Source organism: Bacillus sp. XT-2, from assembly GCF_025696525.1.
GTDB lineage: Bacteria > Bacillota > Bacilli > Bacillales > Bacillaceae > Bacillus > Bacillus halotolerans.
Map to the genome: position 1 here is coordinate 121,435 of NZ_JAHVOC010000008.1, position 22,454 is coordinate 143,888.

Here is a 22,454-nt window from a genome sequence, read left to right on the forward strand (position 1 = left end):
GACTACGATGTGATGAGCCCTAATTCAACAGGCAGGTGATCATTGTGAAAGGCACAATAAAAGAAAAATACGGCATTCATATCAGGCAGCTTTCAATGTATCAGCATACGTATCAATGCTTTCAAACACCGAATTCCTTCTTTTTGATTGTTCCCGTTTCCCATTTTTCAGATGAGGAGCTGGCGGAGCTTTATTACATGAGTCAGTATTTACAAGAACAAAGTGACCCATACGTTTCCGTTTTTATCTTTACAAAAGAAGGCGAGCTGACCTTTGAACATGAAGGAAAAACGTATGCCCTGCTGAAGGCGGCTCCTCCTTTTTCAAACCGGGCATTTTCCATAGGGACAGAACTGGCGGAGTTTCATCGAAAGGGCAGAGGATACCCGTACGAAGTGAAGGAGGCCGGAAGAATCGGGCAGTGGAAAGACCTGTGGGGAAAACGCATTGATCAGCTTGAAGCGTTTTGGCAGCGAAAGGTTCATACCCCTCCGCACGAGCCCTTTGATAAAAAAATGATTGAATCGTTTCCATATTTTTTAGGACTGTCAGAAAACGCGATTCAATATTTAGTCGATACTGAGCTCGATGACAAACCGCAAGCGGCTGATTCAGGAACAATATGCCATCAGAGGATGGAAAGAAATACGTGGTCTTCTGAATCCCTTATCAGGATTCCGGCTGACTGGGTATTTGACCACGCTGCACGCGATTTAGCCGAATATATGAGACACACATTTTTGCATCATCGTGATGATTTTAACCGGCAGGGCTTTCGCTTTTTGCAGGAATACGAGCAAATCACACCGCTGTCTTCATTTTCGAAACGTCTTTTGTACAGCCGTCTCCTTTTTCCGCTTCATTATTATGAAATCGTGGAAGGCTACTATATTTCTTCAGAATCGGAAAAGCACTATTATGAAGAGCAGCTCGACTACATTCTCAGCGATTCGGGCTATGAACAATTTCTGAATGCCGCCCAGGAGTTTATGAACATGAGAGCGCAGAACATTTTTGTCCCCCCTGTCAGCTGGCTCGGAAAGGGCGGCTTGTAAGGAAGGAGAAAATCCGACAAAAATAATTAGAAAATAAAGAATCTTGTCATATCAATTGGTTAAGCGTTTACATTCGCAAAATTCAGCTGATTGTTGTCTTGTCAAAACAGAAATGGGCTTATATAATATTTGTAACTTATATGTCTGTGTTGAGTTAACAATTGTCTCTCTTGGGAGGACAATCCGAAGAAGGGTGGAGTTTTTTTGAAAGCAATTCGTGTAGGGCTTTTAGGCTTAGGTACCGTCGGAAGCGGTGTCGTTAAAATTATTCAAGACCATCAGGATAAGCTGATGCATCAGGTGGGCTGTCCAATTACAATAAAAAAAGTGCTTGTGAAAGATTTAGAGAAAAAAAGAGAAGTAGATTTGCCGAAGGAAGTGCTCACGACAGAAGTATATGATGTGATCGACGATCCAGATGTTGATGTCATCATCGAGGTGATCGGCGGTGTTGAGCAGACAAAGCAATATTTGCTTGACGCTTTGAGATCGAAAAAACACGTTGTCACGGCAAACAAAGATTTAATGGCCGTGTACGGTTCTGAACTGCTAGCTGAAGCAAAGGAAAATGGCTGTGATATTTACTTCGAAGCCAGCGTTGCCGGCGGGATTCCAATTCTTCGCACATTAGAGGAAGGCCTCTCATCAGACAGGATTACTAAAATGATGGGAATCGTAAACGGAACAACGAACTTTATCTTAACCAAAATGATTAAAGAGAAAAGCCCTTACGAGGAAGTGCTTAAGGAAGCGCAGGATCTCGGGTTTGCCGAAGCTGACCCGACTTCAGATGTGGAAGGGCTCGACGCCGCACGGAAAATGGCAATATTGGCGCGTCTCGGCTTCTCAATGAACGTCGATCTGGAAGATGTCAAAGTGAAGGGGATCTCCCAGATTACAGACGAGGATATCAGCTTCAGCAAACGCCTCGGCTACACAATGAAGCTGATCGGAATTGCCCAGCGTGACGGCAGCAAAATTGAAGTCAGCGTTCAGCCGACGCTGCTTCCAGATCACCATCCGCTTTCTGCCGTGCATAATGAATATAACGCCGTCTACGTGTATGGCGAAGCTGTCGGAGAGACGATGTTCTATGGCCCGGGAGCGGGAAGCATGCCGACAGCCACATCAGTTGTGTCTGACCTGGTTGCTGTCATGAAAAACATGCGTCTCGGCGTAACCGGCAACAGCTTTGTTGCGCCGCAATATGAGAAAAACATGAAGTCGCCGTCCGATATTTATGCACAGCAATTCTTGAGAATTCACGTGAAGGATGAGGTAGGCTCATTCTCGAAAATCACGTCTGTGTTCTCAGAACGGGGCGTCAGCTTTGAGAAAATTCTTCAGCTGCCGATTAAGGGGCATGATGAGTTAGCAGAAATCGTCATCGTCACACACCACACATCAGAAGCTGATTTCAGTGATATCCTGCAAAACTTAAATGATTTGGAAGTCGTTCAAGAAGTCAAAAGCACATATCGTGTAGAAGGGAACGGTTGGAGCTAATGTGGAAAGGACTTATCCATCAATATAAAGAGTTTTTACCCGTAACGGATCAAACACCGGCGCTTACGTTACATGAAGGCAATACGCCGCTCATTCATTTGCCGAAGCTGTCTGAACAGCTCGGGATTGAGCTCCATGTCAAAACAGAAGGCGTAAACCCTACTGGATCTTTTAAAGACCGCGGGATGGTCATGGCGGTGGCAAAGGCGAAAGAAGAAGGCAACGACACGATTATGTGCGCGTCAACCGGAAATACATCAGCGGCTGCGGCTGCTTATGCAGCCCGCGCCGATATGAAATGTATTGTCATCATCCCGAACGGGAAAATCGCGTTTGGCAAGCTCGCTCAAGCAGTCATGTACGGAGCTGAAATCATTGCGATCGACGGCAACTTTGACGATGCCCTTAAAATTGTCCGTTCAATTTGTGAAAAATCACCGATCGCGCTTGTCAACTCGGTCAACCCTTACCGCATCGAAGGCCAAAAAACAGCTGCCTTTGAAGTATGCGAACAGCTGGGCGAAGCACCGGACGTTTTGGCGATTCCGGTCGGAAACGCGGGAAACATCACAGCGTACTGGAAGGGCTTCAAAGAATATCATGAGAAAAACGGCACTGGCCTTCCGAAAATGCGCGGTTTTGAAGCGGAAGGTGCAGCTGCGATCGTCCGCAACGAAGTCATTGAAAACCCGGAAACAGTGGCAACAGCGATTCGTATCGGAAACCCGGCAAGCTGGGATAAAGCTGTAAAAGCGGCTGAGGAGTCCAATGGGAAAATTGACGAAGTCACTGACGATGAAATTCTTCATGCGTATCAGCTGATTGCCCGTGAAGAAGGCGTGTTTGCAGAACCGGGCTCCTGCGCATCTATTGCAGGTGTGCTGAAACAAGTAAAATCCGGAGAAATTCCGAAAGGCAGCAAGGTTGTGGCTGTGTTAACAGGGAACGGGCTGAAAGACCCGAACACAGCGGTCGACATTTCTGAAATGAAGCCGGTCACCCTGCCGACTGATGAAGACAGCATCCTCGAATACTTAAAAGGAGCGGCCCGTGTATGAACGATGCCGACATGCTGTTCTCTGTCACTGTTCCAGGAAGCACGGCTAACCTAGGCCCCGGCTTTGATTCAGTCGGAATGGCGCTCAGCAGGTATTTAAAGCTGACCGTCTTTGAAAGCGATCAATGGTCTTTTGAAGCTGAAACAGAAACAGTCGCCGGAATCCCGGCGGGTACAGATAATATGATCTATCAAGTGGCGAAACGGACGGCAGATATGTACGGAAAAGCAATGCCTCCTGCACATGTGAAAGTGTGGAGCGATATCCCGCTTGCACGCGGTCTTGGCAGCAGTGCTGCGGCCATAGTGGCGGCTATAGAACTGGCAGACGAATTATGCGGTTTACAGCTCTCCGAAGCAGACAAGCTGCATTTAGCCAGCCTTGAAGAAGGACATCCGGACAATGCAGGCGCTTCTCTCGTCGGCGGGCTTGTGATCGGACTGCATGAAGACGACGAGACGCAAATGATCCGCGTGCCGGATGCCGACATTGATGTTGTGGTTGTCATTCCTTTTTACGAGGTGCTGACAAGAGACGCGCGGGACGTGCTCCCGGCAGAGTTTCCATATGCGGACGCTGTAAAAGCCAGCGCCGTCAGCAACATTCTCATCGCGGCGATCATGTCAAAGGATTGGCCGCTCGTCGGAAAAATCATGAAAAAGGATATGTTCCATCAGCCGTATCGGGCGATGCTTGTCCCGGAATTGTCTAAAGTGGAGCATGTTGCCGAGATGAAAGGCGCTTATGGAACTGCCCTCAGCGGAGCGGGCCCGACGATTCTCGTCATGACCGAAAAAGGAAAAGGAGAAGCGCTGAAAGAGCAGCTCGCACTTCATTTCCCGCATTGTGAAGTCGACGCTTTGACCGTTCCGAAAGAGGGAAGTATAATAGAGCGAAATCCTTTCTATCAAGTGAAAAGTGTATAGTTCATTCCAAGCGTTCCTCAGTGTCAGCGGAGGACGCTTTTTTTCTTCCTGATATAAAGGGATTTTTATTTAGAAAAACGAAATACATGTAAAAAGGAGGAGATTGATATGAAAAAGCTGATGACCGCCGAAGATATGACAGCCATTGTCTCGGTGACAGACCCTCAATACGCCCCGGACGGCAAGCGTGCGGCTTATGTGAAGTCACAAGCAAACAAAGAGAAAGATTCATATACATCAAATATATGGGTATATGATACGGATAGCGGGACGTCCGCTTCTTGGACATACGGAGAAAAGCGAAGCACTGATCCTAGATGGTCTCCGGACGGACGCCAGATTGCGTTTGTTTCTGACCGTGATGGCGATGTGTCTCAGCTTTATATAATGAGCGCTGAAGGCGGTGAGGCAAAAAAACTGACTGATATTCCGTATGGCGTGTCTCAGCCGGTATGGTCTCCGGATGGAGAGTCAGTGCTTGTCACGGTCAGCCTGGGAGATGAAGAAAGTGTTTATGATCAAGAGAAAACGGAACCCGACAGCTTTGAACCGGTTGAAGTGCATGGTTTAGCCTATAAACGGGATGGAAAAGGGCTGACGAGAGGCGCGTATGCGCAGCTTGTGCTTGTCAGCGTGAAGTCTGGTGAGGTAAAACAGCTGACTAATGAAAAAGCTGACCACTTCGATCCGGCTTTTTCTCCTGACGGCAAATCTCTCGTTTTTTCGGCTAATTTGACTGAAACGGATGATGCCAGCAAGCCGCACGATGTCTGCATGGTATCGCTGGAGACTGAAGATCTCAAGCTGATTACCTCTCATCGCGGCTCATTCGGACCCAGCTCTTTTTCGCCGGACGGAAGGTACCTTGCTTTGCTTGGGCATGAACAGGAATATCGGAATGCAACGCTAGAAAAAGCGTGGCTTTATGATATAGAGCTAGACCGCCTTACGTGTCTCACTGATATGCTGGACGTTCACTTAGCGGATGCGTTGATTGGAGACTCACTGATAGGAGGAGCTGAACAGCGCCCGGTTTGGACAAAAGACAGTCAAGGGTTTTATGTCATCGGCACAGAACAAGGCAGCACGGGAATCTATTATGTTTCTATAGAAGGACTCGTATATCCGATTCGGTTAGAAAAAGAATATATCAACAGCTTTTCCATTCATCCTGACGAACAAAGCTTTATTGCCAGTGTGACAAAGCCTGGCAGACCTAGTGAGCTATACAGCATTCCGCTTGGACAGGAAGAAAAACGGCTGACTGATGCGAATGACAAATTTGTTGACGAGCACCTCATTTCGTTACCTGAAGACATTCAATATGTGACAGAAGACGGAATGACGGTGAACGGCTGGCTGATGAAACCTGCTCAGGCTGCAGAGGGCAAAAACTATCCGCTTATTCTCAATATACACGGCGGTCCGCATATGATGTACGGGCATACATATTTTCACGAATTTCAGGTGCTGGCGGCGAAAGGATATGCAGTGGTTTATGTAAATCCAAGAGGAAGCCATGGCTACGGACAGGAATTTGTGAACGCAGTCAGAGGGGATTACGGCGGAAAAGACTATCAGGACGTGATGCAGGCAGTGGATGAGGCGATCAAAAGAGACCCGCAGATAGATGCCGAGCGGATAGGGGTCACAGGCGGAAGCTACGGAGGCTTTATGACCAACTGGATCGTGGGGCAGACAAATCGTTTTAAAGCAGCTGTCACTCAGCGTTCGATTTCAAACTGGCTCAGCTTTCACGGCGTTAGTGATATCGGCTATTTTTTCACGGACTGGCAGCTTGAGCATGACATGTTTACCGATACAGAAAAACTGTGGGACCGTTCCCCTTTAAAATATGCGGCAGACGTGGAGACGCCCCTTTTAATTCTTCATGGCGAACGTGATGACCGGTGCCCGATTGAACAGGCTGAACAGCTTTTTATTGCCTTGAAAAAAATGGACAAGGAAACCGTGCTGGTCCGTTTTCCGAAAGCGTCGCATAATTTGTCACGCAGCGGACACCCGGGACAGCGGATCAAGCGCCTGGCCTATATAAGCTCATGGTTTGACCAATATCTCTCATAAAAAAAGCCAGGCTGATCAAATATCAGCCTGGCTGCTTTATTAAAAGACTTGTTCTACTTCAATTACACCAGGCACTTCTTCAAGAAGAGCGCGTTCAATTCCGGCTTTCAGCGTAATTGTTGAACTTGGGCAGCTGCCGCACGCGCCTAGAAGACGAAGCTTAACAATACCTTCATCAACGTCTACAAGCTCACAGTCACCGCCGTCACGAAGTAAAAACGGACGAAGTTTGTCCAGTACTTCCTGCACCTGTTCTTTCATTTCAACTTCAGTCATGACATTCGCTCCTTTCGTCGTCATAAAACCATTATATTCAGTGTAACAATAAAAATCTATTGTTTGGTTTGCAGAATTGCTCCCATTATTATAGCACATTCAGACTTGAACACAAAAACGGTTTTTTTCTATAAAAACGTCTTTTGTCTCTGTATACTTAATAGAAAGAATGTAATGCAGAGAAATGGGGGCACTTATCAATGACCAAAACAGTCATGCTCAGCGTATATGGGGCAGAAACCGTTTGTGCAAGCTGTGTCAATATGCCGACGGCTAAAGATACATATGAATGGCTTGAGGCTGCGCTGAAAAGAAAATATCCGAATCAGCCTTTTGAAATCCAATACATCGACATTTACGAGCCGCCTGACGTCGAAAACGTAAAACAGCTTGCGGAAAAAATCAGAAATGACGAATATTTTTATCCGCTCGTCCTCGTAGAAAATAAAATTGTCGGAGAAGGCAATCCGAAATTGAAGGATGTATATGAGGAAATGGAGAGATACGGTTATACAGAAAACCGCTGACTTCATCAGCGGTTCTGCTATTATCCGTTATGGTGTTTGTACATCCACAGCAAGCCGGATTTCAGCAAACGCGGAACACGGCCGATCAGCGGCCGGTCAGCAACAAGTCCGAAGCCGGCTTTTTTTCCGAGTGAACCTAAAACGCCTTTCAGCTTAAACTGAGGCATTGATTCAGGAAGGGCTTCACCATTCCAGCGTTTTTGCAATATTTGGACAATCTGTTCAGCTTGAGCTTCTGCCAGCTGGGCACTCGGTGCGTGAGGAAGGCTGGCACAATCTCCGACAACGTACAGATGTTCATCACCCGGGACATTGTGATGAGGGGTTAACACGACACGGCCTTGTGCGTCCTTTTCCACATCCAAGTCTCTGACGACTTTATTCGGCTGTATGCCGGCTGTCCATACGATGGCGTCTGCGGAAATTGCGTCATCGTGGTTATACACAACGCCTTCTTCTACTCTTGTGATATTTGCCCTGTTAATAATGCGGACACCGTGCTCTTCGAACCATTTTTGCACATATTTGCTCAAACGCTCGGGAAAGCTTGATAAAATGAGATCTCCGCGGTCAAACAAAATAATGTTCAGATCGTCACGGCTTTCTCTTAATTCACTTGCAAGTTCAACGCCGCTAAGGCCTGCTCCGACAATGGCAACAGTCGCTTCGGCGCATAAGTTGTTCAGCTTTTGATAGGTTTCGCGGGACTGATCGATGGTTTGAATGCTGTAGGTGAATTCGGGCGCTCCCGGCACGTTATGATATTTATCCTCGCAGCCGAGCCCGATCACTGCGTCATCGTAAGAAATCGGTTCGCGGTCATGGAACAGCACTTGTTTTTGTGCAATATCAATTGATGAAATATCGCCGTACTCGACATCCAGGCGAGGGTGCTCTGGGAACGTCACTCTGATATGGTGGTCAGAAATTGTGCCTGCGGCAAGGGCATAATATTCTGTTTTTAAGCAGTGATAAGGATTTCTGTCAATTAACGTGATTGAAACATCATGAGGCAGCTGGTTGGGCAATAAGCGATGAAGAACACGCATGTTTCCGTAACCTCCGCCGATCAAGACCAATTTTTTCATTTGAATTCCCCTTTAACCCGAAGAGTATGATAGACACATTGATGAAAAATACGAACTTTGTAAAATAACATCTAGAATTATATCGAATTTGATCTAAAATCACAATATTAGTTTCAAAATAACCTACAAATTAGCCTTAAAACACAAATTAGTAAAACGTTATTGCAGGAATGATATGTTACGATAATAAATTTTAATGCGTTCGTTGTCTTTGACGAATAGTGAAAAATTCGCGATAATGTTCATATGTGAGGTGAAACCGCATGAATCCAATGATTGAATTTTGTGTCAGCAATCTGGCTCACGGCTCTCAGGAAGCCCGAGCGATTTTAGAGAAAGATCCGAATCTGGATGTTCTTGAATACGGCTGTTTAAGCTATTGCGGGAAATGTATGGAATCACTATTCGCTCTAGTAAACGGAGAAGTCGTTACGGGTGAAACACCTGCTGAGCTTGTTGAGAATATATATACATTTATTGAAGAAAACCCAATGTTTTGAAGAAAAGGGCCTGTCTCAGGCCCTTTTTTATTTTGCGGTACAAAAGTACTGAAAAAATGTGTAGACATCAAAAAATATTATTGTTATCGTATAAAAGATTTGTTTTAAATAAATTTTAAGAGGTGTAGGTGTATTCATGAATGTTCTTTGGGGACTGCTCGGCGCAGTTGGGATAATCGCCATCGCGTTTTTATTTTCAGAAAAGAAAAGCAATATTAGAATAAGAACCGTCATCGTTGGTTTATGTATACAGGTGGCGTTTGGATACATCGTGTTGAAATGGGAAGCGGGACGCGCTGTTTTTTTATGGTTTTCAAGCCGTGTACAGCTTCTGATTGATTATGCGAATGAAGGCATCAGTTTCATATTTGGGCCGCTTTTAAAAGTCGGCGACAGCCCGGCGTTTGCATTAAGTGTACTGCCTGTTATCATTTTCTTCTCAGCACTGATCGCAGTTTTATATCATTTGAAAATCATGCAGCTCATTTTCCGTGTGATTGGCGGCGGATTGTCGAAACTTCTTGGGACAAGCAAAACGGAATCTCTTGCGGCTGCTGCTAATATTTTTGTAGGGCAATCGGAATCTCCGTTAGTGATCAGGCCCCTCATTGCAGGACTGACGCGCTCTGAACTGTTTACAATTATGACGAGCGGTCTATCGGCTGTTGCGGGTTCAACTTTGTTTGGCTACGCCCTTCTCGGTATTCCGATTGAATACTTGCTCGCGGCGAGCTTCATGGCCGCTCCTGCGGGTCTGGTTTTCGGAAAATTAATCATTCCTGAAACGGAAACGCCGCAAACAGTAAAAGGCGATTTCAAAATGGATGAAGGCGAAGGAGCGGCCAATGTGATTGACGCAGCTGCAAAGGGTGCGTCAACAGGTCTGCAAATTGCGCTGAACGTTGGGGCGATGCTGCTTGCATTTGTCGCATTAATCGCCGTGGTCAACGGTATTCTCGGCGGTGTTTTCGGTTTGTTCGGTTTAAAAGATGTCACATTAGAATCTATCCTCGGCTATGTGTTTTCTCCAATCGCCTTTATGATTGGTGTGCCATGGCATGAAGCCTTGCATGCCGGAAGCTTTATCGGCCAGAAATTGGTGCTGAATGAGTTTGTCGCTTATTCTAACTTCGGTCCGCACATCGGCGAGTTTTCTAAAAAAACCGCTACGATTATCAGTTTTGCGTTATGCGGGTTCGCAAATTTCTCTTCGATTGCGATTATGCTCGGTACGCTTGGCGGTTTAGCGCCAAGCCGCCGCTCAGATATCGCACGCCTCGGGTTAAAGGCTGTTCTGGCGGGAACATTAGCCAATCTGCTGAGCGCGGCTATTGCCGGCATGTTCATATAAAAGATAAAAGCTCCTTGCGTCATTGCAAGGAGCTTTTATGTATGAAAAACGGGGGATAATTGTATTGTGTCCGTTTATAATAGCTTTTATACTAAGAAAAAGAGAAAAAGTTGGAGGCATCTATGAACTCATTTCGATTTACCAAAATGCACGGACTTGGAAACAGCTATATATACGTGAATCAATTTGAAGAACAACTGCCGGAAGAACAACTGTCTGAAATAGCGGTTCAAGTGTCTTCCGTTTATACAGGGATCGGCTCCGACGGAATGATCCTCATATGTCCTTCAGATCAAGCACCTGTCAAAATGCGGATTTTTAATAATGACGGGTCTGAAGGGAAAAACTGCGGCAACGGTTTGCGCTGCGTTGCAAAATACGCGTATGAGCATAAGCTGGTTGAGGAAACATCTTTTCTGATTGAAACCCTCTCCGGGCTTGTGAAAGCAGAGGTTCAAGCTGAAAACGGAAAAGTGAATGTTGTCACTGTCGATATGGGTGAACCGCGTCTGACAAAAGCCGAGCTTCCGATGCTTGGCGGCGGTGAGGAGCAAACCATTAATGAAACAATGACATTTGGCGAAGCTGAACTAAAAGGCACCGCGGTTTCCATGGGCAATCCGCATATCGTTTTTCCGATTGCCGATATTGAACAGGCACCGCTGACGACACTGGGACCGGTGATTGAAAAAGATCCAAGATTTCCGGAAGGTGTGAATGTCGAGTTTGTGGAAACCGTGAATGAGCATGAACTGCACTTCCGCGTGTGGGAACGGGGATCAGGCATCACACAGGCTTGCGGAACAGGCGCTTGTGCAGCGGCTGTCGCATCTGTTTTAAACGGCGTATCAAGACGAAATGAAGACATTACGGTTCATTTAGCGGGCGGAGATTTGGTCATTAATTGGAAAGAGAACGGCCATGTGATGATGACAGGTCCGGCAGAGACTGTTTGTGAGGGCGTCTATTTTTTATAAAACAGCTAGTTTGAGAAATGAGCCGATCAAGTTTATAATAAAAGACAACATCCGGTTTCTAAAAGGAGGTTCACATTAATGAGCAACCCTGTAACAATTACAGAAGCAGCAGCTTTGCATATAAAAGATATGATGAAAGAGCATGAAGAAGAAAACGCGTTTCTGCGTGTCGGCGTTAAAGGCGGCGGCTGCAGCGGTCTTTCATACGGAATGGGCTTTGAGCATGAAAAAAGCGAAGCAGACAGTATGTTTGAGGAGCACGGCATTACTGTTCTCGTTGACAAAGAAAGCCTTGATATCATGAACGGCACTATTATAGACTTTAAGCAATCCATGCTTGGCGGCGGTTTTACCATCGATAATCCAAACGCCATCGCCTCATGCGGCTGCGGTTCTTCTTTCAGGACAGCGACGAATGCAGGTAAACCAGAAGAGTGCTAATAATAGAAAAAGCCAAGTCAAGCGGCGAGCCGCTGACTTGGCTTTTTTTATTTTTAATACTTATCTCCATTAAAAATCGAATTCTTCACGATGACATAATCCACATTGCGGATAGCCTCCAGCTTAGTTCCGCCAGCATAAGAAATAGAAGATTGAAGATCCTGTTCCATTTCAATCAGCGTATCCATGATTGCGCCTTTATGCTCTACGTGCATTTTTTTGCCTTCGACATTTTTCTTTTCGCCTTTTTGATATTCAGAGGCTGAGCCAAAGTATTCTTTGTAGAGCTTTCCGTCTTTTTCAATGGTTTGTCCCGGTGATTCCTCGTGTCCGGCAAATAGTGAACCGATCATGACCATGGTAGCGCCGAATCGAATTGATTTTGCGATGTCGCCATGGGTGCGGATTCCGCCATCCGCGATAATCGGTTTGCTGGCGGCTTTTGCGCACCAGCGCAGCGCGGCTAATTGCCATCCGCCTGTGCCGAAACCGGTTTTAATTTTCGTTATACATACTTTTCCCGGTCCGATGCCGACTTTTGTGGCATCCGCTCCGGCATTTTCGAGCTCTCTGACCGCTTCCGGTGTTCCGACATTTCCCGCGATGACAAAGCTGTCCGGAAGATGTTTTTTGAGGTGTTGAATCATCTCAATGACGGCATTGGAATGTCCGTGAGCGATGTCGATGGTCACGTATTCAGGGATCAGATTTTCTTCTGCCAAGTGACGGACAAATGCATACTCCTCATCTTTGACCCCAACGCTGATAGAAGAGAATAGGCCGCGTGCGTTCATGTCCTTTATAAAGTCAATCCGTTTTTCAGGTTCAAAGCGGTGCATCACATAAAAATAGCCGTTTTCGGCTAATGAAACCGCAAGTTTCTCATCTATAATCGTCTGCATATTGGCAGGAACGACGGGCAATTTAAATGTACGTCCGCCTAAACGTACGGATGTATCACATTCAGAACGGCTGTTCACAATGCATTTTGCAGGAATTAGTTGAATATCTTCGTAATCAAACACATTTTCCATAGAATCCACTCCTAAATACGAATATTTATAATGAATATATACCAAATGTTCGCCTTGTATAATGTACTCTGTTTTAGGGAGGATGTCAAACGATTTATCTGATGATGGATGTGATTCAGGTGCGGAAGCTTGTCATTCAGGATGAGTTTGGGTATCATAGTCTTAACGAATGATCTCATAGAGCGGATGATAAAACGCTAATATATAAGTTCAGCACAGCTTGGTCCTACAGCACCAGGCTTTCTTTATGACATGGATATGTGAAAGGAGCGAGTGGAGATGACTCAAAACGAAGAACAAACACCGAAGTCCCAAAAGATCCAAGACCGCATTATCATGGCCACGATCTGGGTTGTAGCAGCCCTTGTGATTGCGCTGGTTATCGGAACTGCGATGAATTATATAAATATCTTTAAATAAAAAAGGAGCTGTGTCATCTTGACACAAACTCCTTTTTTTATTATTTATTTTCAAAAAGACTTGTAGAGTGCAGAGGCTGTACGCGAGCTTTCGGGTCCATGTAAGCTTTCGCGTTGTTAACAGCTGTCGGTGCTTCGCCGAAGCCGCTTGCGATCAGGTTGACTTTTCCTTCGTATGTGCAAATGTCACCTGCTGCGAAGAAGCCTTCGATATTTGTTTCCATCGTTGATTTGACGACAATGGAATTTTTCTCAATTTCAAGTCCCCAGTTTTTAATCGGTCCAAGAGATGAGACGAAGCCGTAGTTGACAATTAAGTCATCGATTTCTAAAATCTCTTTGCGCTCGCCTTTCACTTCCTCAAGCACAAGCTGCTCGATTTTGTCTTCTCCGATGAGCTCTGTCGGAACAAATGGAGTCAGGACATTCACTTTAGATGCGTGAAGGTTTTCCACACTGTGCTCATGCGCGCGGAATTTATCGCGGCGGTGAACGATGGAAACTTCTTTTGCGATTGGCTCAAGCATAAGCGCCCAGTCAACCGCTGAATCTCCTCCGCCCAGAATCGCAACGCGTCTGCCGGCGAATTTTTGTAAATCATCAACGAAGTAGTGAAGGTTTTTGCCTTCGTATTGTTCGGCTGTTTCAAGCTCGAGCTTTCTTGGTTTGAATGCGCCGTTTCCTGCAGTGATGATGACCGTTTTAGAGTAATGGGTTTCTTCGTTTGTCACAAGCTTAAACACGCCGTCTGCTTGTTTTTCAACAGATTCAACCGCTTGCTCTAAACAAATGGTTTGGTCGAATTTCGCCATTTGCTCTTTTAAGTTGTTCACTAGCTCTTGGGCGCGGATTTTCGGGAATCCTGCTACGTCATATATATATTTCTCAGGGTACAGGGCACTAAGCTGTCCGCCAAGCTGAGGCAGGCTTTCGATAATTTTGACGCTTGCCTGTCTCATGCCTCCGTAAAAAGCGGTGAATAAGCCGACCGGTCCCCCGCCTATAATTGTAATATCATAAACCTTTGTATCCTCTCGCATACGAAAATTGCCTCCTAAATGAAAATTGTTATTAATTATACCATATTGCTCTTAAAATTGACGAGTCAGCAGAAAAATTTGCGAGTGCATTGTATGCGCATTCATTCTTGATCATATGCCCGCGGGCCGATACGATAAGAAAAAAATGAATTCATCTTTTTTCTGAATGTTTCATGAACCAGCCGGATACACATGATAGTAGTGCTATGGGTGTGGACTTCACAAAAAACTTTTCAATATATTTCATAAAATCCTGCCAATAAGCTGAAGATAACACAAATGATGATTTTTATATGCGTCTAACAGCAAAAAAAAGAGAAGGTGGATGTGATGGCATTGAATAAGCCCAAAATCGTGATTTTAGGTGCAGGTTATGGCGGATTGATGACAGTGACAAGGCTGACGAAGCATGTCGGTCCGAATGATGCTGATATTACGCTTGTGAATAAACACAATTATCATTACGAAACGACATGGATGCACGAAGCGAGCGCCGGTACGCTCCATCATGACCGCTGCCGTTATCAGATAAAAGATGTAATCAACCAGTCACGTGTCAATTTTGTACAGGATACCGTGAAGGCAATCAAAATAGACGAGAAGAAAGTTGTGCTTGCCAATGGAGAGCTGCAGTACGATTATTTAGTTATCGGCCTCGGAGCGGTACCTGAAACGTTCGGCATTAAAGGCTTAAAAGAATTTGCGTTTCCGATCGCCAATATCAATACATCTCGAGTGCTTCGGGAACATATTGAGCTGCAATTTGCGACTTACAACATCGAAGCTGAAAAAAGGCCGGACAGGTTAACAATCGTTGTCGGGGGAGCCGGGTTTACGGGTATTGAATTTCTTGGCGAACTGGCTGCCCGCGTGCCGGAGCTCTGCAAGGAGTATGACGTTGACAGAAGCCTTGTACGCATTATCTGCGTAGAAGCAGCGCCGACCGTATTGCCGGGCTTTGATCCCGAGCTTGTCGATTATGCTGTTCACTATCTTGAGGAGAATGGCGTTGAGTTTAAAATCGGCACGGCGGTTCAAGAGTGTACCTCAGAAGGAGTCACAGTCGGCAAAAAAGATGAGGAGCCCGAGCAAATCAAATCGCAAACGGTGGTGTGGGCGGCAGGTGTCCGCGGACATCCGATTGTGGAAGAAGCCGGCTTTGAAAATATGCGCGGCCGGGTGAAAGTCAATCCTGATCTTCGCGCGCCCGGACATGACAACGTGTTTATTCTCGGCGACAGCTCGCTGTTTATCAATGAAGACACTGACCGTCCTTATCCGCCGACCGCCCAAATCGCGATGCAGCAAGGGACTACGGTCGCTAAAAACATTGCAAAACTCATTAAGGGCGGCGAGCTTGAAGAATTCAAACCTGACATAAAAGGAACGGTGGCTTCTCTCGGCGAGCATAATGCGGTCGGAGTCGTGTACGGAAGAAAACTGAAAGGCACCCCGGCTTCTTTTATGAAAAAAGTCATCGATAACCGTTCGCTGTTTTTAATCGGCGGACTCGGACTCACACTGAAAAAAGGCAAATTTAAGTTTTTCTAAAAACCCGCTCTCCGCGGGTTTTGTTTTATTAAAAAACGTCAAAATAAAAAGAGAACAAGAGCAAAATAAAAATGTTTCCGCTTACATCAAAAGATTTGTCACATGATCTGACTTTATCATTGACAGCTTGGTATGGTATTATTATCTGAAAATTAAGAAAAAGGTGATGCTAAGATGAAAACCGCAACGACAACCGCTTCACAGGCATGCCCGTTTTGCTCAGGGAAAGGGTATTTTCAATTAATCCTCGGCGGTTCAGAAACTTGTCCGTCATGTCAGGGGACAGGTAAAGACAGTCATTCATTTTCCAGCCGTTGACTTTTTAAAAGCCCCCGCGGTACACTAAAAGTAACGCAGGGGGTGGGGTTTTGATTAGTCTGCCAGTCGTTATCATCTCAATTGTTTTATTTTTTGTTTTGTTTTTTGGAATCGGTTTCTTATTAAACATGCTGCTGAGAATGTCCTGGATTATGGCTGTGATTTATCCGATTGTATGCCTATTTATAATCAGCAAGGAAAAGCTGATCAGCTATATCCAATCGCCAGGCGAATCCTTTGCCAGCCTGTTTCAGAGAATCGTATCGTTAGCTGCTGCAGATGTATTGATTTTAGCCAGCGGTCTGGCCGGCGCCATTGTCTCAGGCATAGCGATCAACATGCTCAGAAAAAGAGGATATCAGATGTTTTAATGCCGCTTTCTTTCTAAAGAAAGCTTTTTTTGTGCCTTCAGCGCATTCACCGTTTTGAATATTGCTCCCGCTATTTGGGAACAATGATTCGGAGGAGAGGTGAATAATGTTGAAAATGATCAGACGTTTGCTGATGGCCTGTTTATTTCTGCTCGCGTTTGCCACGACATATTTAGCCATATCAGGAGTAGAGGCGAAGGACTTATCAAAATGGGTGCAAGAAAATAATGAGAAGCACTCGAAGAACACAGGACTGACATTAAAAGCATTGCAGCAGAAAAACGAAAAAACGATGTCCGCTGCAGCCAAAGCAAAAGACAAACCATTGGAAGAAGCCTTTGACTGGAACCAGTATCCAGCGCGAAAAGTAACGGCTACAGGCTATACAGCGGGAGTCGAATCGACGGGTAAAAAGCCTGGTGATCCATTATACGGGCTTACATATTCAGGTGTTAAAGTGAAAAGAGATTTATACTCTACGGTTGCCGCCGATCCATCCGTTTTTCCGATCGGCACCATTTTATTCATCCCGAACTATGGTTTGGGCGTTGTTGCGGACACAGGATCTGCCATCAAGGGAAACCGCATTGATCTGTACTTTGAAACCGTTCATGATGTCTACAATGAATGGGGCAAAAAAACCCTGGACGTGTATGTGATTAAGAAGGGGACCGGAAAAGTCACTGAGGATGAACTGGTAAAGCTTAATGAAACAAAATCATTGCAGGTGTTCAGAAATCAATACAAAACCGTGAAAGAATAAAACGCTCCAGCTGCGGCTGAAGCGTTATTTTTTTACAGAAAAAAGTATGCCAGTGCCAGTGTTAATAAAATTCCTGTCAATCCGCCAAAAAAGACCTCGATTGGCTGATGGCCGAGAAGCTCTTTCAGCTTTTTTTGTTTTTCTTTCTCTTCGGCTTTCGGGAAATCTTTTGCTTCATTCACAAAACGGTTAAAATCAATCACAAGTTTATTAATGACTGTTGCCTGCTCGCCGGCATGACGTCTGACGCCGGTTGCGTCAAACATGGTAATGACGGCGAAAATGGCTGAAACCGCAAAGAGAGAGGAACCTAATCCATGCTCTAAAGCTACGCCGGTAGAGAGCGCCGTAACAGCTGCGGAGTGGGAACTCGGCATGCCGCCTGTGCTTGTCACCAGCGACCAGTCCAGTTTTCTGGATACGATAAATTGTATCGGCACTTTAATGACTTGTGCAAAGATGATGGCAGCAAGGCTTGATAATAAAGGAAAATTCATAAAAAGTTCCATAGGCGACATCCTTTCTATATGAAAATCTTTCGTGTTACAAAAGAAAAAAGCAGGTCTTTGTCTGTTGTTTGATAAAATAAATGTAAGGAAAGAATGTTTTTCCTATTATACCATTGTTCATTACAAATACCCATTACGTTAGGAGTGTAAGCCTTATGTTTTATGCGGTTCAACAATTAGAGCATACTGAAACCCTAGTGGTCGGACTTTTTCAAAAAAGCCAGCTGACAGGCAAAGCAAAGGAAATTGATGAAAAACTGGAAGGCCATCTGACTCAGCTTCTGAAAGACGGTGATGTCTCTGCCAAACGGAATCAAGTATCAAAAGTATTCCCTCCGTCCTCCGCTGGTATGAAACGTATTTATTTCGTCGGTTTGGGAAGAGAGGCGAATTATTCATTTGAAGAGGCGAAGGAAAGCTTTGCCCATGTTTTTCAAGCCATTCATAAAGACAGAAAACAAGAGGCTGCCGTACTGCTTGACACATTTATTTGTGAAGAAGTTCCCGCAGCGGATGCCGCTCACGCATTAGCTGAGAGCTGCCTGCTTGCTTCTTATGAGGTGCAGGATTATAAGCACAAATCAAATGAGCCGGATAAACAGCTTGAATCCATCTATGCCGTCACAGATGAAGATACACAAGAAGTGCAGGCCGGTCTTCTTGTCGGCCGGGCATACGGGCAGGGCACAAATTCGGCGAGAACGCTTGTTAATATGCCGGGAAATATGCTGACAGCAACTGACTTGGCTTCTTATGCGTCCGAGCTTGCGGCGAAGTATGATTTTGAGTGTGAAATATTGGAGAAATCGGATATGGAAGAGCTCGGTATGGGCGCAATCCTTGCGGTAAACCAAGGCTCTGCCGAACCGCCCAAAATGATTGTCTTGAAGTATCAGGGCAAAAAGGAATGGGAAAACGTTATCGGGCTTGTCGGAAAAGGAATTACCTTTGACACAGGCGGTTACTCTATTAAAACGAAAACAGGAATTGTCGGCATGAAATCCGATATGGGAGGAGCGGCAGCGGTCCTTGGCGCAATGGAAACGATCGGCGAGCTTCGTCCGGAGCAAAATGTGCTGGCTGTCATTCCGTCAACCGACAACATGGTTTCAGGCGGAGCGATGAAGCCTGACGATGTCATCGTGTCATTAAGCGGAAAAACAATTGAAATCCTTAACACGGATGCAGAAGGAAGGCTTGTGCTTGCAGACGGCCTTACATATGCGAAACAGCATGGCGCGTCTGTACTTGTTGATGTGGCAACGCTCACCGGCGGCGTTGTTGTGGCATTGGGCACAGAAACAACCGGCGCCATGACAAATAACGAGAGCTTTTATCAGCGGGTGGCTGAAGCTGCGGAAGAGTGCGGTGAGGCCATCTGGCAGCTGCCGATTACAGAAAAGGATAAAAAACGTGTGAAAAACAGCCAAATGGCGGATTTAAACAATTCACCGGGACGGGAAGGCCATGCCATTATGGCAGGAACGTTTCTAGGTGAGTTTGCTGAAACGACTCCTTGGGTCCATCTTGATATTGCAGGCACAGCAACTTCAAGTAAAGCAAGCTGCTTCGGTCCGTCCGGTGCAACCGGCGTCATGGCAAGAACACTGGCTACGCTGGCAGAAAGATTCACAGCGGAAGAAGACGCAAAAGCATAATAAATATAGCCCTGCTGCGATTTCGCGGCAGGGTTTTTTTCTCCAAAATCTTTAGTTGACTAAAGTATCATGAATATGATACGATACGTTCGTACTTTATTTATCTACTACATTAGCAAACTAAAGGATTTTTGGAGGGGTATCATGAATGCAGTCGTTATCGCAGTGCTGCTTATGCTTGTCTTAAGTCTTCTGCGTGTCAATATAGTTATTGCTTTAATCATAGGTGCTTTGGCCGGCGGCTTAACAGGAGGACTCGGCCTGGGTGAAACGGTTAAAGCCTTTACAGAAGGGCTCGGCGGAAATGCCACCGTTGCAGTCAGCTACGCTATGCTTGGTGCGTTTGCTGCGGCTTTAACGAAAACAGGTCTTCCGGATGCTATGGTGGAAGCTTCTGTGAAATTAATTGGAAACAAAGAAGATACTCGAAAAAAGGCACTGTCTAAAGTGCTTATCGTACTGATTATTTTAATCGTAGCTTGTTTTTCACAAAACGTGGTACCGGTTCACATCGCATTTATTCCTGTGCTGATACCGCCGCTTTTGAAAATCTTTAATGAGCTTGAAATGGACCGCAGGCTGATTGCGTGTGTGATTACGTTCGGCTTAACGGCTCCTTATATTGTACTGCCTGTTGGCTTCGGCCAGATATTCCAAGGCATGCTGAAGGACAACATGGCCGATGCGGGTTTAAACGTTCCGCTTGGCGATATCCCGTACGCGCTGATTATACCGGTTGCAGGCATGGTTGTCGGTTTGATTTTATCGGTAATCGTTTATCGAAAACCAAAAGTGTATGAAACAAAAGAAATCTCAGGTGTAAAAGCATCTCCATATACGAAAAAAAGCCTGGGAATCGCGGTTCTCGCCATTTTAGTGTCACTCGGCGTCCAGCTTTATTTATCGCAGACATTGGGAGTAGAAGGGATGATTATGGGGGCGCTGGCCGGCCTGATTATCCTGTTTGTCAGCGGTGTAATGAAACGTGACGAAGCGGATTCATTGATTACTGACGGTATGGTATTAATGGCCTTTATCGGATTTGTTATGCTTGTTGCAGCCGGTTTCTCAAATGTATTGACAAAAACCGGAGATGTCGAGTCATTGGTCAAAACATCAGCTGGTATTATCGGGCACAGTCAGTCGCTGGGTGCATTGCTGATGCTGCTGGTCGGCCTGTTGATTACAATGGGAATCGGCTCATCTTTTGCAACGATTCCGGTGATCACAACGATCTTTGTGCCTCTATGTATGCAGCTCGGATTCAGCCCGATGGCAACGATTGCGATTATCGGAGCGGCAGCCGCGCTTGGCGACGCCGGTTCACCTGCCAGCGACAGTACACTTGGCCCGACTTCGGGTCTGAGTGCGGACGGACAGCATCACCACATTTGGGACACTTGTGTGCCGACATTTATCTTTTATAACATTCCGCTTGTTATTTTTGGCTGGATTGCGGCCCTTGTCTTATAGAAAAAAGGCTCTCCTTAACGGGAGAGCCTTTTTTGTTTATCATTTCAAAAAACCGTCCATCGGAACGGTTTTTAAGTGGACGATATTTGATGTCTGTTAAAGCCGGTTGCTTTATGAATAGAGCGGTAGATCGCAGGTGCGATAAACGTCAGCAGCACAGCCAGTGCCGTGTCTTTTACCATAAACCAAGTCATAAAGCCCCAAGCCGTGCCGTAGCTCACCGGTGTATGAATCCACAGCTTCAGCGCAAGATACATATAGGTGGTGCCGATGATATACATAATGGCCGTTCCGATAAGAGAAGCAATCAGAAAACGGATTTTACTTGGCTGAATTTTGCGTTCTAATAACCATCCAGCTGCGAATGCTGCAGGAATATATGAGATAATGAAGCCGCCGCTTTTACCTGCAAATGGTGCGAAGCCCGCGGAAAACTGAGCGAACACTGGTGCCCCGGCCAATCCGACAAGCGCATATACAAGCATCGCGATAGCAGCGCGTTTGCTGCCGAGAAGCAAAGCCGCCAAGAGGCAGAAAAACGGCTGCATCGACAGCGGAATGCCGGCAACTTGCAAAAAGGGCGCGACTGATGTAATGTTGGCGCCGACAGCCATAAGTGCGGCGAACATGCCGATCAGCGCCATATCACCCGCACGAAGTTTAGGTTGTTTCATCGTTGTTCCCCCTTAGGTTTACATACACAATCATAGAGTAATAAAGATCTGAATGATTGTCAACATAAATATAATTTAGGTTAACAAAAGGAGGATTTGCATGTATTTCGGAAAAATAAAACAGGCAGATCAGTCAGGAAGAGTGCCGCCCAATCAAAATGTGACGACTTCGTTTCCTGTGCTTCATACGGGGAACGTTCCGTATTATGAGGATATGACAAAGTGGAATCTGCAAGTATACGGATTGGTTGATCACCCGATGCTTTTAAGCTTTGAAGATATAAAAGCCTTTCCTCAGTGCGAATCAGAAAATGACATTCATTGCGTGACAGGCTGGTCGCGGCTTGATAACGTTTGGCAGGGGGTAAGGACAAGGGATATTGCGGAGAAAGCCGGGGTAAAAGAAGAGGCGGGCTATGTCATTTTACACGCGGAAGTGGGCTGGACGACAAATCTGCCGCTCGATGACTTTTTGGCTGAAACATCACTGCTCGCTTATGCGCATAACGGCGAACCTTTAACGCCTGAACACGGCTTCCCGCTGCGAGGGGTGTTTCCTCATTTGTATTTTTGGAAAAGCGCTAAGTGGCTGCGCGGCATCCAATTTACGAAAGAAAATCATCCTGGTTTTTGGGAGCAGAACGGCTATCATATGAGAGGCGACCCTTGGCAGAATCAGAGATTTACATGGGATTAAGGTTCTAGTAAACGTAGGATAATCAGCATCTTTTTCAGGATTTTATTTCCATATTGCTAGTCGTAAGGTACCTTATTTAGATAAGGTGCCTTTTTTATTAAGGAAAAAGTTGACTTTGTTTGCCAGAAAACCTATTATTTGAGTTGTCTAGTTGATA

24 protein-coding genes are annotated in these 22,454 nt (G+C 45.6%); 18 read left to right on the forward strand and 6 right to left on the reverse strand.

What is annotated here, in order from left to right; all coding sequences use genetic code 11:
• The first annotated feature begins 41 nt into the window (after positions 1-41).
• From yutH to KXD37_RS19085, 5 genes are all read left to right on the forward strand, one after another.
• Positions 42-1,055 (forward strand): spore coat putative kinase YutH, encoded by a 1,014-nt coding sequence (yutH, locus tag KXD37_RS19065; protein ID WP_106019931.1) that lies wholly within the window; start codon positions 42-44, stop codon positions 1,053-1,055.
• Positions 1,056-1,259: 204 nt separating this feature from the next.
• On the forward strand, positions 1,260-2,561 hold the full coding sequence (locus KXD37_RS19070; RefSeq protein WP_106019499.1) for a homoserine dehydrogenase: 1,302 nt from the start codon (positions 1,260-1,262) through the stop codon (positions 2,559-2,561).
• On the forward strand, positions 2,561-3,619 hold the full coding sequence (gene thrC, locus KXD37_RS19075) for a threonine synthase (RefSeq protein WP_024122727.1): 1,059 nt from the start codon (positions 2,561-2,563) through the stop codon (positions 3,617-3,619). Before KXD37_RS19070 ends, thrC begins: the two co-directional genes overlap by 1 nt.
• Positions 3,616-4,545 (forward strand): homoserine kinase, encoded by a 930-nt coding sequence (thrB, locus tag KXD37_RS19080; protein ID WP_101860004.1) that lies wholly within the window; start codon positions 3,616-3,618, stop codon positions 4,543-4,545. Before thrC ends, thrB begins: the two co-directional genes overlap by 4 nt.
• Positions 4,546-4,653: 108 nt before the next feature.
• Positions 4,654-6,630 (forward strand): S9 family peptidase, encoded by a 1,977-nt coding sequence (locus KXD37_RS19085; protein ID WP_263463694.1) that lies wholly within the window; start codon positions 4,654-4,656, stop codon positions 6,628-6,630.
• A 39-nt stretch (positions 6,631-6,669) separates the two neighbouring features.
• Here KXD37_RS19085 and KXD37_RS19090 read toward each other — a convergent pair whose 3' ends face one another.
• On the reverse strand, positions 6,670-7,005 hold the full coding sequence (locus KXD37_RS19090; protein WP_174754433.1) for a NifU family protein: 336 nt from the start codon (positions 7,003-7,005) through the stop codon (positions 6,670-6,672).
• Positions 7,006-7,106: 101 nt separating this feature from the next.
• Here KXD37_RS19090 and KXD37_RS19095 point away from each other — a divergent pair, with 101 nt between their 5' ends.
• Positions 7,107-7,433 (forward strand): YuzD family protein, encoded by a 327-nt coding sequence (locus KXD37_RS19095; RefSeq protein WP_024122724.1) that lies wholly within the window; start codon positions 7,107-7,109, stop codon positions 7,431-7,433.
• A 20-nt stretch (positions 7,434-7,453) separates the two neighbouring features.
• Here the strand turns inward: KXD37_RS19095 and KXD37_RS19100 are convergent, their stop codons facing one another.
• Complete coding sequence (locus tag KXD37_RS19100; RefSeq protein ID WP_024122723.1) at positions 7,454-8,521, reverse strand: NAD(P)/FAD-dependent oxidoreductase; 1,068 nt, start codon at positions 8,519-8,521, stop codon at positions 7,454-7,456.
• A 263-nt stretch (positions 8,522-8,784) separates the two neighbouring features.
• Between KXD37_RS19100 and KXD37_RS19105 the strand changes: the two genes are divergently transcribed.
• The 4 genes from KXD37_RS19105 to KXD37_RS19120 all read left to right on the forward strand — a co-directional run bounded on the left by KXD37_RS19105 (position 8,785) and on the right by KXD37_RS19120 (position 11,790).
• Positions 8,785-9,021 carry a YuzB family protein gene (locus KXD37_RS19105; protein ID WP_010331736.1) on the forward strand — a complete coding sequence of 79 codons (237 nt, stop codon included), beginning with the start codon at positions 8,785-8,787 and terminating at the stop codon, positions 9,019-9,021.
• Between the two features lie 136 nt (positions 9,022-9,157).
• Positions 9,158-10,372 (forward strand): NupC/NupG family nucleoside CNT transporter, encoded by a 1,215-nt coding sequence (locus tag KXD37_RS19110; protein ID WP_024122722.1) that lies wholly within the window; start codon positions 9,158-9,160, stop codon positions 10,370-10,372.
• A 122-nt stretch (positions 10,373-10,494) separates the two neighbouring features.
• Positions 10,495-11,349, forward strand: coding sequence for a diaminopimelate epimerase (gene dapF / locus KXD37_RS19115; protein WP_095713996.1), 855 nt, complete (start codon positions 10,495-10,497; stop codon positions 11,347-11,349).
• Positions 11,350-11,427: 78 nt separating this feature from the next.
• The gene (locus KXD37_RS19120; protein ID WP_010331733.1) at positions 11,428-11,790 is read left to right on the forward strand and encodes a HesB/IscA family protein; all 363 of its coding nucleotides are present in this window, start codon (positions 11,428-11,430) and stop codon (positions 11,788-11,790) included.
• A 53-nt stretch (positions 11,791-11,843) separates the two neighbouring features.
• On the opposite strand, the gene guaC is transcribed toward KXD37_RS19120, so the two are convergent.
• On the reverse strand, positions 11,844-12,824 hold the full coding sequence (gene guaC, locus KXD37_RS19125) for a GMP reductase (protein ID WP_106019496.1): 981 nt from the start codon (positions 12,822-12,824) through the stop codon (positions 11,844-11,846).
• Between the two features lie 279 nt (positions 12,825-13,103).
• Here guaC and KXD37_RS19130 point away from each other — a divergent pair, with 279 nt between their 5' ends.
• Positions 13,104-13,244 carry a hypothetical protein gene (locus KXD37_RS19130; protein WP_024122719.1) on the forward strand — a complete coding sequence of 47 codons (141 nt, stop codon included), beginning with the start codon at positions 13,104-13,106 and terminating at the stop codon, positions 13,242-13,244.
• Positions 13,245-13,284: 40 nt separating this feature from the next.
• Here the strand turns inward: KXD37_RS19130 and yumC are convergent, their stop codons facing one another.
• Positions 13,285-14,283 carry a ferredoxin--NADP reductase 2 gene (gene yumC, locus KXD37_RS19135; protein WP_024122718.1) on the reverse strand — a complete coding sequence of 333 codons (999 nt, stop codon included), beginning with the start codon at positions 14,281-14,283 and terminating at the stop codon, positions 13,285-13,287.
• A 330-nt stretch (positions 14,284-14,613) separates the two neighbouring features.
• Here yumC and KXD37_RS19140 point away from each other — a divergent pair, with 330 nt between their 5' ends.
• The 4 genes from KXD37_RS19140 to KXD37_RS19155 all read left to right on the forward strand — a co-directional run bounded on the left by KXD37_RS19140 (position 14,614) and on the right by KXD37_RS19155 (position 17,286).
• A complete protein-coding gene (locus tag KXD37_RS19140) occupies positions 14,614-15,834 on the forward strand; it encodes an NAD(P)/FAD-dependent oxidoreductase (protein WP_049809958.1) in 1,221 nt (406 codons plus the stop codon).
• Positions 15,835-16,008: 174 nt separating this feature from the next.
• Entirely contained in the window at positions 16,009-16,152 is a 144-nt protein-coding gene (locus tag KXD37_RS19145) for a YuiA family protein (RefSeq protein ID WP_024122716.1), read from the forward strand.
• A 50-nt stretch (positions 16,153-16,202) separates the two neighbouring features.
• Complete coding sequence (locus tag KXD37_RS19150) at positions 16,203-16,523, forward strand: YuiB family protein (protein ID WP_024122715.1); 321 nt, start codon at positions 16,203-16,205, stop codon at positions 16,521-16,523.
• A 103-nt stretch (positions 16,524-16,626) separates the two neighbouring features.
• Positions 16,627-17,286: a 3D domain-containing protein gene (locus tag KXD37_RS19155; protein ID WP_095713993.1), complete on the forward strand. Its 660-nt coding sequence runs from the start codon at positions 16,627-16,629 to the stop codon at positions 17,284-17,286.
• A gap of 32 nt (positions 17,287-17,318) precedes the next feature.
• Here KXD37_RS19155 and KXD37_RS19160 read toward each other — a convergent pair whose 3' ends face one another.
• A complete protein-coding gene (locus tag KXD37_RS19160; RefSeq protein ID WP_044158979.1) occupies positions 17,319-17,795 on the reverse strand; it encodes a divergent PAP2 family protein in 477 nt (158 codons plus the stop codon).
• A gap of 155 nt (positions 17,796-17,950) precedes the next feature.
• Between KXD37_RS19160 and KXD37_RS19165 the strand changes: the two genes are divergently transcribed.
• Both KXD37_RS19165 and KXD37_RS19170 read left to right on the forward strand, forming a co-directional pair.
• Positions 17,951-19,453 carry a leucyl aminopeptidase gene (locus KXD37_RS19165; RefSeq protein WP_095713992.1) on the forward strand — a complete coding sequence of 501 codons (1,503 nt, stop codon included), beginning with the start codon at positions 17,951-17,953 and terminating at the stop codon, positions 19,451-19,453.
• Positions 19,454-19,597: 144 nt separating this feature from the next.
• Complete coding sequence (locus KXD37_RS19170) at positions 19,598-20,926, forward strand: Na+/H+ antiporter family protein (RefSeq protein ID WP_127696521.1); 1,329 nt, start codon at positions 19,598-19,600, stop codon at positions 20,924-20,926.
• A 71-nt stretch (positions 20,927-20,997) separates the two neighbouring features.
• Here the strand turns inward: KXD37_RS19170 and KXD37_RS19175 are convergent, their stop codons facing one another.
• Positions 20,998-21,600: a biotin transporter BioY gene (locus tag KXD37_RS19175; protein WP_024122710.1), complete on the reverse strand. Its 603-nt coding sequence runs from the start codon at positions 21,598-21,600 to the stop codon at positions 20,998-21,000.
• Positions 21,601-21,700: 100 nt separating this feature from the next.
• Here KXD37_RS19175 and KXD37_RS19180 point away from each other — a divergent pair, with 100 nt between their 5' ends.
• A complete protein-coding gene (locus KXD37_RS19180) occupies positions 21,701-22,297 on the forward strand; it encodes a sulfite oxidase-like oxidoreductase (protein WP_263463695.1) in 597 nt (198 codons plus the stop codon).
• The last annotated feature ends 157 nt before the right edge of the window (positions 22,298-22,454 follow it).

What these genes read in the sequence shown, in the direction of transcription:
- thrB (WP_101860004.1), top strand. Translation starts at nt 3,616, where the DNA reads ATGAACGATGCCGACATGCTGTTCTCTGTCACTGTTCCAGGAAGCACG.
- guaC (WP_106019496.1), bottom strand. Translation starts at nt 12,824, where the DNA reads ATGGAAAATGTGTTTGATTACGAAGATATTCAACTAATTCCTGCAAAA.
- KXD37_RS19165 (WP_095713992.1), top strand. Translation starts at nt 17,951, where the DNA reads ATGTTTTATGCGGTTCAACAATTAGAGCATACTGAAACCCTAGTGGTC.
- KXD37_RS19095 (WP_024122724.1), top strand. Translation starts at nt 7,107, where the DNA reads ATGACCAAAACAGTCATGCTCAGCGTATATGGGGCAGAAACCGTTTGT.
- dapF (WP_095713996.1), top strand. Translation starts at nt 10,495, where the DNA reads ATGAACTCATTTCGATTTACCAAAATGCACGGACTTGGAAACAGCTAT.
- thrC (WP_024122727.1), top strand. Translation starts at nt 2,561, where the DNA reads ATGTGGAAAGGACTTATCCATCAATATAAAGAGTTTTTACCCGTAACG.
- KXD37_RS19120 (WP_010331733.1), top strand. Translation starts at nt 11,428, where the DNA reads ATGAGCAACCCTGTAACAATTACAGAAGCAGCAGCTTTGCATATAAAA.
- KXD37_RS19110 (WP_024122722.1), top strand. Translation starts at nt 9,158, where the DNA reads ATGAATGTTCTTTGGGGACTGCTCGGCGCAGTTGGGATAATCGCCATC.
- KXD37_RS19100 (WP_024122723.1), bottom strand. Translation starts at nt 8,521, where the DNA reads ATGAAAAAATTGGTCTTGATCGGCGGAGGTTACGGAAACATGCGTGTT.
- yumC (WP_024122718.1), bottom strand. Translation starts at nt 14,283, where the DNA reads ATGCGAGAGGATACAAAGGTTTATGATATTACAATTATAGGCGGGGGA.
- KXD37_RS19170 (WP_127696521.1), top strand. Translation starts at nt 19,598, where the DNA reads ATGAATGCAGTCGTTATCGCAGTGCTGCTTATGCTTGTCTTAAGTCTT.
- KXD37_RS19085 (WP_263463694.1), top strand. Translation starts at nt 4,654, where the DNA reads ATGAAAAAGCTGATGACCGCCGAAGATATGACAGCCATTGTCTCGGTG.
- KXD37_RS19160 (WP_044158979.1), bottom strand. Translation starts at nt 17,795, where the DNA reads ATGGAACTTTTTATGAATTTTCCTTTATTATCAAGCCTTGCTGCCATC.
- KXD37_RS19140 (WP_049809958.1), top strand. Translation starts at nt 14,614, where the DNA reads ATGGCATTGAATAAGCCCAAAATCGTGATTTTAGGTGCAGGTTATGGC.
- KXD37_RS19180 (WP_263463695.1), top strand. Translation starts at nt 21,701, where the DNA reads ATGTATTTCGGAAAAATAAAACAGGCAGATCAGTCAGGAAGAGTGCCG.
- KXD37_RS19090 (WP_174754433.1), bottom strand. Translation starts at nt 7,005, where the DNA reads ATGTGCTATAATAATGGGAGCAATTCTGCAAACCAAACAATAGATTTT.
- KXD37_RS19105 (WP_010331736.1), top strand. Translation starts at nt 8,785, where the DNA reads ATGAATCCAATGATTGAATTTTGTGTCAGCAATCTGGCTCACGGCTCT.
- KXD37_RS19175 (WP_024122710.1), bottom strand. Translation starts at nt 21,600, where the DNA reads ATGAAACAACCTAAACTTCGTGCGGGTGATATGGCGCTGATCGGCATG.
- KXD37_RS19145 (WP_024122716.1), top strand. Translation starts at nt 16,009, where the DNA reads ATGAAAACCGCAACGACAACCGCTTCACAGGCATGCCCGTTTTGCTCA.
- KXD37_RS19130 (WP_024122719.1), top strand. Translation starts at nt 13,104, where the DNA reads ATGACTCAAAACGAAGAACAAACACCGAAGTCCCAAAAGATCCAAGAC.